The sequence below is a fragment of the Methyloglobulus morosus KoM1 genome (assembly GCF_000496735.2).
Lineage (GTDB): Bacteria > Pseudomonadota > Gammaproteobacteria > Methylococcales > Methylomonadaceae > Methyloglobulus > Methyloglobulus morosus.
Genome location: NZ_AYLO01000026.1, coordinates 22497 through 32929 on the forward strand (window position 1 = coordinate 22497; position 10433 = coordinate 32929).

At 47.5% G+C, this 10433-nt stretch carries 10 protein-coding genes and 1 other RNA gene; 5 read left to right on the forward strand and 6 right to left on the reverse strand.

Annotated elements, in window-relative coordinates:
- Positions 1 to 344: 344 nt before the first annotated feature.
- Positions 345 to 746 (reverse strand): hypothetical protein, encoded by a 402-nt coding sequence (locus MGMO_RS03890; protein WP_023493725.1) that lies wholly within the window; start codon positions 744 to 746, stop codon positions 345 to 347.
- A 205-nt stretch (positions 747 to 951) separates the two neighbouring features.
- Positions 952 to 1488 (reverse strand): cob(I)yrinic acid a,c-diamide adenosyltransferase, encoded by a 537-nt coding sequence (gene cobO / locus MGMO_RS03895; RefSeq protein ID WP_023493726.1) that lies wholly within the window; start codon positions 1486 to 1488, stop codon positions 952 to 954.
- 248 nt (positions 1489 to 1736) lie between these two features.
- Between cobO and MGMO_RS03900 the strand changes: the two genes are divergently transcribed.
- Both MGMO_RS03900 and rnpB read left to right on the forward strand, forming a co-directional pair.
- Positions 1737 to 2339 carry an exosortase system-associated protein, TIGR04073 family gene (locus MGMO_RS03900; protein ID WP_023493727.1) on the forward strand — a complete coding sequence of 201 codons (603 nt, stop codon included), beginning with the start codon at positions 1737 to 1739 and terminating at the stop codon, positions 2337 to 2339.
- A 160-nt stretch (positions 2340 to 2499) separates the two neighbouring features.
- Positions 2500 to 2853, forward strand: an RNA gene (rnpB, locus tag MGMO_RS03940) — RNase P RNA component class A.
- A 36-nt stretch (positions 2854 to 2889) separates the two neighbouring features.
- On the opposite strand, the gene MGMO_RS03905 is transcribed toward rnpB, so the two are convergent.
- Entirely contained in the window at positions 2890 to 3147 is a 258-nt protein-coding gene (locus tag MGMO_RS03905; protein WP_023493728.1) for a hypothetical protein, read from the reverse strand.
- Between the two features lie 128 nt (positions 3148 to 3275).
- A complete protein-coding gene (locus MGMO_RS03910) occupies positions 3276 to 3956 on the reverse strand; it encodes a formylglycine-generating enzyme family protein (protein ID WP_235557224.1) in 681 nt (226 codons plus the stop codon).
- Between the two features lie 457 nt (positions 3957 to 4413).
- On the opposite strand from MGMO_RS03910, the gene lpxB reads away from it, so the two are divergent.
- The gene (gene lpxB / locus MGMO_RS03915; RefSeq protein WP_023493730.1) at positions 4414 to 5559 is read left to right on the forward strand and encodes a lipid-A-disaccharide synthase; all 1146 of its coding nucleotides are present in this window, start codon (positions 4414 to 4416) and stop codon (positions 5557 to 5559) included.
- Between the two features lie 26 nt (positions 5560 to 5585).
- Here lpxB and MGMO_RS03920 read toward each other — a convergent pair whose 3' ends face one another.
- Together MGMO_RS03920 and MGMO_RS03925 are read right to left on the reverse strand one after the other, a co-directional pair.
- The gene (locus MGMO_RS03920) at positions 5586 to 6416 is read right to left on the reverse strand and encodes an HDOD domain-containing protein (RefSeq protein ID WP_023493731.1); all 831 of its coding nucleotides are present in this window, start codon (positions 6414 to 6416) and stop codon (positions 5586 to 5588) included.
- A gap of 6 nt (positions 6417 to 6422) precedes the next feature.
- A complete protein-coding gene (locus tag MGMO_RS03925; RefSeq protein WP_023493732.1) occupies positions 6423 to 7286 on the reverse strand; it encodes an HDOD domain-containing protein in 864 nt (287 codons plus the stop codon).
- 450 nt (positions 7287 to 7736) lie between these two features.
- On the opposite strand from MGMO_RS03925, the gene MGMO_RS03930 reads away from it, so the two are divergent.
- The gene (locus MGMO_RS03930; RefSeq protein WP_023493733.1) at positions 7737 to 9965 is read left to right on the forward strand and encodes an AMP-binding protein; all 2229 of its coding nucleotides are present in this window, start codon (positions 7737 to 7739) and stop codon (positions 9963 to 9965) included.
- A gap of 75 nt (positions 9966 to 10040) precedes the next feature.
- Positions 10041 to 10433: hypothetical protein (locus MGMO_RS03935; protein WP_036306775.1), on the forward strand; the 393-nt coding region annotated here is incomplete at its 3' end.

Consider the following 10433-nt stretch of genomic DNA (forward strand, 5'->3'; position numbering starts at 1 on the left):
GAAACAATTGCCTATCTTAGCGTTTCTGCCCACTTTGCTGCAGGTTATTTTAGGAAAATCCAGATAAGTGCTTTCTCCTCGCTCGACGACCCTATTACAACCGAATTCAAGACATTATTGTTTGCCACAATTTTATCGAACGAATTGTTCAGAGAATTTCTTATGAACCGTTGGTTTAACCCGCAATTATACTGACGTTGTACCCGTTGTTTAGGTGCAGTCAATAGTTGCGGTTATCTTCTTTGCACGAAAAACAATGCCCGATAGTCGCGGTTTGTGTCACGTGAAGCCTTACGGTTAGAATCCCGGTTATCCCTTATTGGGGAATAACCGGGTCTCGGGAATTATTCGGCTTTTCTCTGAATGATGGCTTTATCATCAATGATTAACTCGGAAATGCCGCCCATAACCGACCTGATGGTACAGGAGGCTTTCTTGAAACCGCCTTTTTGGCTGTTTTCGCCTATCCACTTCAAGGTGATGTAGCTTTCTTTATCGCTCTCAGTAGAGGAAGGGAAATAGACCTGCTCCCCCGTATGTTCCTTAATGGCCTTGGGACACTGTTCCGTAGCCATAGTCTGCAAATTGAACACATTCCTGACCATTGCCGAAGATTCTTTCTGCTCGGTCGATTGTTGCTTGTTAAGACCCACCATGACAAACCCCACGGCTATAACGCCAATGACGGCTATCGCCAATTTAGCCGATTCCGACATTTTTTCTTCTGGTAACTTTTCGTCTGACATTTTGTACCCCTGATAATGGTTTAATCGATTTGTGTGACAGCGCACTTGGATTTTATGCGAATTACCCGACTCCAGCAATCGAAGTTGGGGCTGTTATCCTTGTGAAAGTTGATTTAGGTCAAGGTTGGTTAAATTAACTGTCCATTGCCCTGAGCCTGTTGAAATAAAGACGGCTTCCCAGCCTAATCTAGACAATCTTACCCTATCAAAATTCAATGCCCTGCTCTGCCATAATCCCTTGCTCATAAGCGTGTTTGATAAGGGTCATTTCCGTGACGGTATCGGCAACTTCAATAACTTCCGGGGGTGCGTTACGGCCTGTCAAAACGAGATGCAACCAACCCGGCTTCCGGTTACGGATAAAATCGGCAATTTCTTCCCCACTTATCCAGTTATAACCACAGCAATAATTAATCTCGTCCAACACAACCACATCAAATTCTTCAGACAGGATTTTTTGTTTGCTGAAGTCCCAGATTTCCCGGCTGGTCTTGATGTCTTGTTCTGGATTTTTCGTGTCCCAAGTGAAGCCGTCGCCTAAAGCATGCCATTCAATATTGTCAAAATGCGTGGCGGCTTTTTGTTCGCCCGTTTGCCATTGACCCTTGATGAACTGGATAACACAAACCTTCAGCCCCCAACCTGCCGCCCTGAACACCACCCCCAATGCACTGGAAGATTTGCCCTTGCCTTCGCCCGTATTGACCAAAACCAACCCGTGTCGCCTATCTCTCGTTTTCATACTGTGTTTCCTGCTGCCTGTCCCTGTCGTTTCATAGCCCCATCAACAAAATGGGGAAAGCTTACACCAAAAGGCTTTTTGCCTCATTACATATCGGCGCAATCATCAGGGTGAATACAAAATCGGTTAAGGGAAAACAAAAAATTCCGGCGATATCAAACGTCAGAAATGCAAGATGTTTTGACAAAGATAAATAACAAAAGCTCTGCTATACTGAGAGATAACACTACTGATTTACAGGATTCAACATGATGACTTCATTCAGACAATATACTCTGGCAACGCTATTTTTGCTGTTGTTATCGGTACAGATGCCTGTGTTTGCGGAAGATTATTACCAGCAACAGTTGCAAAACGAACAACTGCTAAATCACGAACTCAAACGGCAAAACCAAGTTAGGCATAAAAGCTACGGAAGACTGGTGGCTGATAAGTCGTTAAATGGCCTCGCCAATATGGCGAGCGCGCCGCTTGAGATACCCAAAAATATCATCAATATTTCAAACGAGCCGGACAGCAATGTTTTCTACGGACTTTTTGGCGGCATCATCAGGGGTTCCCTTGACACCGCAGGACGCATCCTAAACGGTGCTAACGATTTGGTTACCGCGCCGCTGCCCACCAAACCGGTCGTCCAACCAAAATACATTTGGGACGACTTCGATCAGACCAATTCCTATGGGCAGTTTTATCGTTTAGTCGACAACCCCAAAATAGAACCTTACGTCGCACCCACGCCGCCGCCACGTCCGGTCGCCGTTGTTCAGCCCATTGATGACCGTACTGAGCAATATTCGCAGCAAACCAACCAAAATCTGGACACCTATTTCAAGCAAGAAATGCAAAAATAGCGTTTCAATCTATTGATATTATATGGTTTGGCGGAGCGGCATCTAATTGGCTTCCGCCTTACCCGTTCTTATTAACAATTGTAGCGCTAAAATACAGCCACCCTGCAATTGCCCTTTTTTTCAACTTTAATCATCCACCTACGGTATAATTGACCTAGAAAGAGTCGGCTGGGCAGTCGCTGTTTTATCGCAAGATAGAATGGAGGAAAGTCCGGGCTCCATTGGGCAGGGTGCCAGGTAACGCCTGGGAGGTGTGAACCTACGGAAAGTGCCACAGAAAATATACCGCCCAACCCTTTCGGGGGTTAGGTAAGGGTGAAATGGTGCGGTAAGAGCGCACCGCGCAACTGGCAACAGGGGCGGCATGGTAAACCCCACCCGGAGCAAGATCAAATAGAGGGACAGACGCGTGGCCCGCGCGGTTCCTGGGTAGATTGCTTGAGCTGCAAGGTGACTTGCAGCCTAGATGAATGGCTGCTCTCGACAGAACCCGGCTTATAGGCCGACTTTTTCTTCTTTTTTCCCCTGTTTTATCTTTGGTTAACTGGATTTAATCATCATCCGGGCAGTACCGACTTTGCCCGTCGCCCGAATAACCATACCCGTATGTAGGCTGCCGATAACCCGAATAACCATTGTTTGAATAGCCATAGCCCTGCGACCCATAACCTGGGCCTTGTCGGTAACCTTGTCCATAATAACTGTCAGACGCACTACTGTAAGAGTCGTTCAATGCAGGATCATAAGCGCAACCACTTAATAAACCTAGCAATCCTACTGCAACAATGGTTTTGTATAATGCGTTCATGACCCCTCCTCTTTCGATAAACTTGGGTGCAGTTTATCCATTTAATCCTGAATAGAGGATGAATTAAAGCTTCTCGATTGTTCCCCTTACCCTCCCTCGGAGGAATAAGGGAAGACTTAGCCTCCCCTTTAGTCCAATTGTCTTGCCAGACGAAAGCCCACATCGTGGGTACGGGTTGTAGGCAGGGCACTAAAACGCACAGCTGAACGCAGGTTGCTGGCTTTGCCGATATAACTGCCGCCACGATAGACACGGTATTTGCCTGTTTCCGGCCCTGTCGGATTGTTTGCCGGGCTATTGCTGTAATAAGTGCCGTCGTACCAATCTTGCACCCATTCCCAGACGTTGCCGTGCATGTCATAAAGCCCCCAGTCATTAGGTTTTTTTTGCGCGACTTCGTGCGGCGTACCTTTGTAGCCCAGATTGCCGAACCAAGCATAAGTTGCCAGGGATCTTTCATTATCGCCAAAGCAAAAATCGGATTCGCTGCCTGCCCTTGCGGCATATTCCCACTCGGCTTCGGTCGGTAGGCGGAAAAATGTGCCGCCTTCTTTGGCATTCAGCTTTTGGATGAACTCCTGGACATCATTCCAGCTTACCCTGTCCACTGGCTTGTCTTCGACCTTGGATTTGCTGGGGTTGTTGCCCATAACATCTTCCCATTCCCTTTGCGTCACTTCGGTTTCGCCTAGATAGAAAGGCTTATCGATACACACCCGATGACTGGGCGTTTCGCCAACCGTCCTGTCGGTGGGCGGCTTATTGTTACCCATCTGAAAACAGCCGGCAGGGATAAATATAAATTTCATTCCTGCGAAATTTTTACTTTCTACTGCACCTGCCGATTGCGCGTAAAGAAGATTTATAAAAAGTATGATAAGGAGCCTGTTCAGGGTTCTATGTTCGATTCTCATGATGCTTTTCCTTATATGTCATTTATTTTTAAGATGATATTGGCATAAAAGCCGTGCTGTCTCTTAAAAGACTGGGAGTCACACGATCCACCTGGATTGAAACGGTAGCGCCACACAGTTTGGCACAGCGTGTTTTCCCACGATGCAAAGGGGCAATGCCAGCGACAACTATCGCATTAATCCGCCGTTAATTCTCACCCTTTTTTATTTAGATTGTCCACTTTTCGTGACAATGAGTTATTGTAAAATGTCTTACTTAAACTATCTCGTCGGTGTCTGCCTTTATTAATGAAAGGTTGGCGATGTGCTGACTAAGCCATACCTACGATTTTGCCGGATACCGCAGACCAATATGACACAGAAGCCGTTTACCCTCTTTTTTAGTGCGGGCGAATCGTCCGGCGACCAACATGCCGCCAACATGTTTTTGGAATTAAAAACCCATCGACCCGATATTAAAGGAATCGGCATGGGTAGTGCAAAAATGGCGCAAGCGGGCATCGATATACGCTTCGATTCATCAGGCATTGCGGTTATCGGTGTGGTTGAGGTCATTAAGCATTATAGGGAAATCCGTCGTGCATTGACTGCCATGCAGCAACTGTTACTGGCAGAACGGCCTGATTTGCTGGTGTGCGTGGACTATAAGGAGTTTAATTTCAAGTTGGCGCGATTCGCCAAGCAAAACGGCATCAAGGTCCTCTTTTATGTCAGCCCCCAGGTTTGGGCGTGGCGGCCAGGCCGTGTCAAGAAATACGGTGCAGCCATTGACATGATGGCGGTGATCTTTCCGTTTGAGGTGCCTTACTACGAGGCTGAAAAGGTGCCTGTTCGTTATGTGGGGCATCCTTCCGTGGACAAAGCTCACCCTCAACACAGTAAAGAGGAAGATTTACGGCTATTTGGCTTGGCTAAAGCCACCCCTATCGTGGGGATTTTGCCTGGCAGCCGCAAGAATGAAATAGAACGTATGTTGCCGGTCATGTTGGCGGCAGCACAGCAATTGCAAACCGAATTTCCCGGCATCCATTTCCTGCTGCCACAGGCCGATTCTATCCCCGACAACTTGCTTGCCGATCAGCTAAGGGCCATACCGTTAACGATTAGCGTCATTAAACAAAAGCCCTACGATGCCATCCAATGCTGTGATGCTATCATGACCACTTCGGGCACGGCGAGCCTTGAGATTGCATTATTGGGAATCCCTATGGTGATTGCTTACCGATTGTCGCCCCTGACCTATTGGTTAGGGCGGTTGCTGGTTAAAATCCCCTATATCGGGTTGCCAAACATTATCCTGGGCAAACCTGCCATCAAAGAATTGATCCAGCATGAAGCTAACGCAGAACGGCTTGCCGAAGAAATCACGAAAATTTTGAAAGACAAGCCTTATAGGGAGTCGATGCGCCAAGACCTGCATCGGGTGAAGCAACAACTCGGCGAAGGAGGCGGCTCAAAAAATATGGCTTTGCTGGCTTTGGAGATGCTGGGCGGTTAATGTCTCTTTAACCACCCAAAAAAGCGCTATTTTGATGGACTCAACATCGCAAAAACGTCATTCTCGTGATCGATTATCTCTTGGTTAACTTTTTGCTTTACCAGCAATTCTTGATGCTTATCCAACAACCCTGTCCTTCGATGCCCTTCAGTCCCGGACGGATTACAAAAAACATGCGCCAAATACGCAATTTCCGTTTCTTTACGGATGCTTGGCACAGCTCGTTCAGGATATAAATGGTGTTGAATCACTTGTGGATAAAATTGCGGCAAATGCCAGTGCCGCAACAGGTCGGCACCCAGTCGACAGTAATCGAAGCCGAAGTTGACACGCTCTATTATATCGACGGGACACTGCTTTTGTTGGCTTTCCTGAAAGAATTTAAAAGCCAATTCGGGTGCGTTAACAAACATAGCCGCATGGCCGATTTCCAACAAAAACCCTACGGTAAAATATTGGTTGCTTGGAGGCATCCGACAAAATCTGCTGACGTTTCGTGCGGCAATGCCGCGCCTTATCGCTTGCCGCCAGAAATCATTTATATAATCCGTTGTTTGCCAATGGACATTGGCAAAAGTCCGCATACATAAGCTGCCCAGTAACAAATCATGCAATTGGCCGACACCGAGTAGGCTTATTGCGTCATAGAGCACTTCCACTTTGCGGTCAAAGCCAAAAAACTCACTGTTGGCGATCCGGATGACACTGCCCGCCAATTGGGTATCTGCCCGAATCAACTTATCAAAATCCTCGATTTTGACATTCGGATTATCCATCAATACCCTTATCTGACGATAAATATCCGGCAAGGAAATTTTTTCGGTCAAAACGGAGATAAATTCTCTGGTGGTATTCATGGCTACCTATTTGAGTATTATCTGTTCCATATCCGAACAGGCCACTTCCGCTTTTTCCAAAGTGGCTTCGATTTGTTCGGGCAATAAATTAAGGATTCCCCATGCGCTGGGAAGTATCAATTGCTCAAGTGTTTGTCCTGCATCAGAAAAATAATGGTGCGCGTAACCATGCGCCACATGTACGAGCGCGGTTCCCAATTGGTAGTCAGGGGCACGGGTTGTTGGTTGATAATAGGTTATTATCTGAAAATTCAAGGGCAGCTGCCATTGGGCCATCAACCTGGCGCCCATTTGACCGTAATGAAAGCCCAAAATACTTTGTTCGGCTTCATGGATCATTTGGTTTCCTTGAGGTAGGCTTGCAATGATCTGTTTGGCCTGTCCGGGATATTTTGAATAAATAATCAGATGCCCGATTTCATGCAATAAACCGATGATGAACAACGATTCACTCTTACGGATATTAAGCTGGTTCGCCAGCAAGCGCGCCAAAACACCGGTAAACAAGCTGCACCGCCAGAAAGTCTTGAGTGGGACAATATCATTGGGGAAATCCAGTGACGACATTGCGGAAGCACCCAGCACCATGTCGTGCAACGGCCCTATGCCCAACAGGTTGATCGCCCTGCTGATACTATCAATTTGCCCAGGAAACCCGAAAAATGCACTGTTGACAACTTTTAGCACTGTCCCTGCCAAATTAGGGTCACAGCACACGACTTCGCTAAAATCCCCAATATCTGAATTCGGGTTTTCCATCACGCGGCGAAATTTTAGGTATACCTCCGGCAAGGAAACCAGGCCATCAATCTCTTGCAGCGTTTCTTCAATGGATTTGAACGGCAGTTGAGGTTCGTAGGTGTTTGGCAAACGATTTTCTCCGACTTAAGAATTTTAGCAGGTGTCCAAAAGGACATTGTATAGCACTTTCCAGCCTCTTTATTTCGATTCGAAATATTAGTAAATACCTGACACTCTAGGCTAATTTTAGTTGAAATTGTATGACATCGCTTAAATTGTGCAGATACTTTTAAGGAATCCCTGAACAAGCTTATTCAACTCATGGCTCGACAAGGCAAATGCCAACAAAATCAATATATTTCATTTCTCTATGGGCTTATCGAAGGACTCAACCTGATGTTACTTAACATCATCCTATTTCTTTTTATATTGCCGCTAGCGGCAGGTTTTATAAATTTGTCGTACGCCTTAGATGACAGTTTAAAGGCTTAAGCCAAATCGACAAACCGAACAAGCCCAGTAGCTTTTTGTCATCCCCAAAAATTTAACGTCTGCTAAGATAATGCCAGGAGGAGCATTATGCTAAAAAAACTGTTGCGAAAGATTGTTGGGGCAATTCTAACCGTGGCTTATCGGGTTGAAATCACGGGTTTGGAAAATTACGAAAAGGCCGGAAAGCGGGTGTTGATAATCGCCAACCACACGTCATTCCTCGATCCCTTGCTGCTGTGGGTGTTCCTGCCGGACGACATCACTTTTGCCATCAATACGCATATTTCCCAGCGTTGGTGGTTGCAGCCGTTCTTGGGGTTGTCGCATATTTTTCCCATGAACCCCACGCAGCCGATGTCGTTGAAGGCTTTGATCCACCATTTCCGCGACGATACCCGCACGGTTATCTTCCCCGAAGGCCGTATCACGACCACGGGCGGATTGATGAAGGTTTTCGACGGCACGGGCATGGTCGCCGACAAAACGCAAGCGGTTGTCTTGCCGATACGCATTTATGGCGGGCAATTTTCCTATGTTTCAAGGTTGCATGGTGTCTTCCGTTTACGCTTGTTCCCCAAAATAACCATCAGCATCCTGCCGCCAACCCAGGTAAAAACACCTGAACACTTGCGCGGCAAGGCACGGCGCAAATTCAGCGGGCATCTCTTGGCGGACATCATGACCGAGATGATGTTCACCACCAGCGTATACCGGCAAACGATATTCCAAAGCCTATTGGATGCTCGTACCATCCACGGCGGCAAACATGAAGTCGCCGAAGACTTGGAGCGCAAGCCCTTGAGCTATAACTCCCTGATTACCAAGACTATCGTTTTGGGCAATGCCTTGGCTAAGTTGACCCACGAAAGCGACAATGTCGGCGTATTCTTACCCAATTCCACGAAAACGCTGGTGACGATACTGGCCTTGCAACTGCACGGACGGATTCCGGCGATGCTGAATTATTCGACGGGCTCAGCCGCCATGCTGTCCGCGTGCCGGATCGGCGAGGTAAAAACCGTCATAACCTCGCGGCAATTCTTGGAAAAAGGAAAATTATCCAACGAAGCGGATGCCTTATCCAAGCAAGTGCAACTCGTTTACCTAGAAGATATTGCCCTAACCATTACCAGGGCAGACAAAACCAAGGGATTGTGGCAAAGCGTTACTGCCTTTTCCTGGTATCCCAAGATCGCACAACAGCCCGACCACCCTGCCGTGGTGCTGTTTACCTCCGGTTCGGAAGGCACGCCCAAAGGTGTGGTGTTGTCCCATGCCAATGTCCTGGCCAACCTTAAGCAGTTGGAAGCACGGACCGACTTTACCCCGGTAGATAAGGTGCTTAACTTCCTGCCCATGTTCCATTCCTTTGGATTTACCATCGGCTCGATATTGCCCATTACCAGCGGCATGAAGGTATTCTTTTATCCCACGCCTTTGCATTTCGCTGTCATCCCTGAAATGGCTTACGAAATCAGGGCGACCGTCATGTTCGCCACCAACACTTTTTTGGCGGCCTACGCCAAGAAAGCCCATCCTTACGATTTCCACACGTTGCGTTATGTCGTGGCGGGTGCGGAAAAGCTGCAAGAAAACACCCGTGCAACCTGGATGGACAAGTTCGGTATCCGCATTATGGAAGGTTACGGCGCAACCGAAACCGCGCCCGTCACCTCAGTCAATACCAATATTTACTATAAGGCAGGCACGGTAGGCCGCTTTATGCCAAGCATGGAATACCGACTGGAACCCATCCCTGGCATTCAAGATGCGGGGCAATTGCACGTAAAAGGCCCCAACATCATGCAAGGCTACCTGTTGAACGACAATCCCGGCAAACTTGTACCGCCGGAATCCCTCTACGGCAAAGGTTGGTACAACACCGGCGACATAGTCCATGTGGATGAGGAAGGCTACATCAGCATCAAAGGACGCAGCAAACGCTTTGCTAAAGTCAGCGGGGAAATGGTCTCCTTGACCGCCGTGGAACAACTCGCCACCAACGCCTGGCCTAACGCATTGCACGCCGCCACCAGCATACCCGATGCAAGGAAAGGTGAACTGGTCATCCTGCTCACCACCCAAAAAGACGCGACAACCCAGCAGCTTGCCGCCGCATCGCCCGGCGTTGCCGCCATCAGCCTGCCCAAAAAAATCTTGGTCGTGGACAGCATCCCCATTTTAGGCACAGGGAAAATCAACTACCCTGCCGTCACGGAACTGGTCATTAACAGGGTGCTTGATACCGATGACGACGACCTGGAAGACGGTAAATCGGATAAATCGGGGGATATTTATGAGGATGTGGATGATTAAGTGGACAATTTTTATAGCGCATTTCGTAGTGCGGATTTGCCGTCCAATGGCGCTAGATCTCAACAGGAGAACAAAATGAACGAACTTGCACATACAGTGGCCAATTTTGGTAGGCCATATGCAATCACGAGATCAAGGCTCGGTGCGATTACGAAGGTGTATCCAGAACGTTACATTTGTGACTTAAACTCAATCAAAGAGCTTTTTCAGTCGATTGTAGAAAAGCTCGATGCTCTTACGACAAAGGACAGGCCTTCATTCTCATTTCTTATTTCATTTTCTGACCAGACGCACCATGATGGTGTTGCCACTGATTTGAGTGGGCTTACAACAATCCCAATTGGAAAGAAAACAGAACGGACGGTTATGCGATGGGTGGTAAAACACGAAATTGAGGATTTTGAAAACGAACTAACGATTACCATTCGGATATCTAATCCGATCAATCCATTATTGTTTCTACAGGCT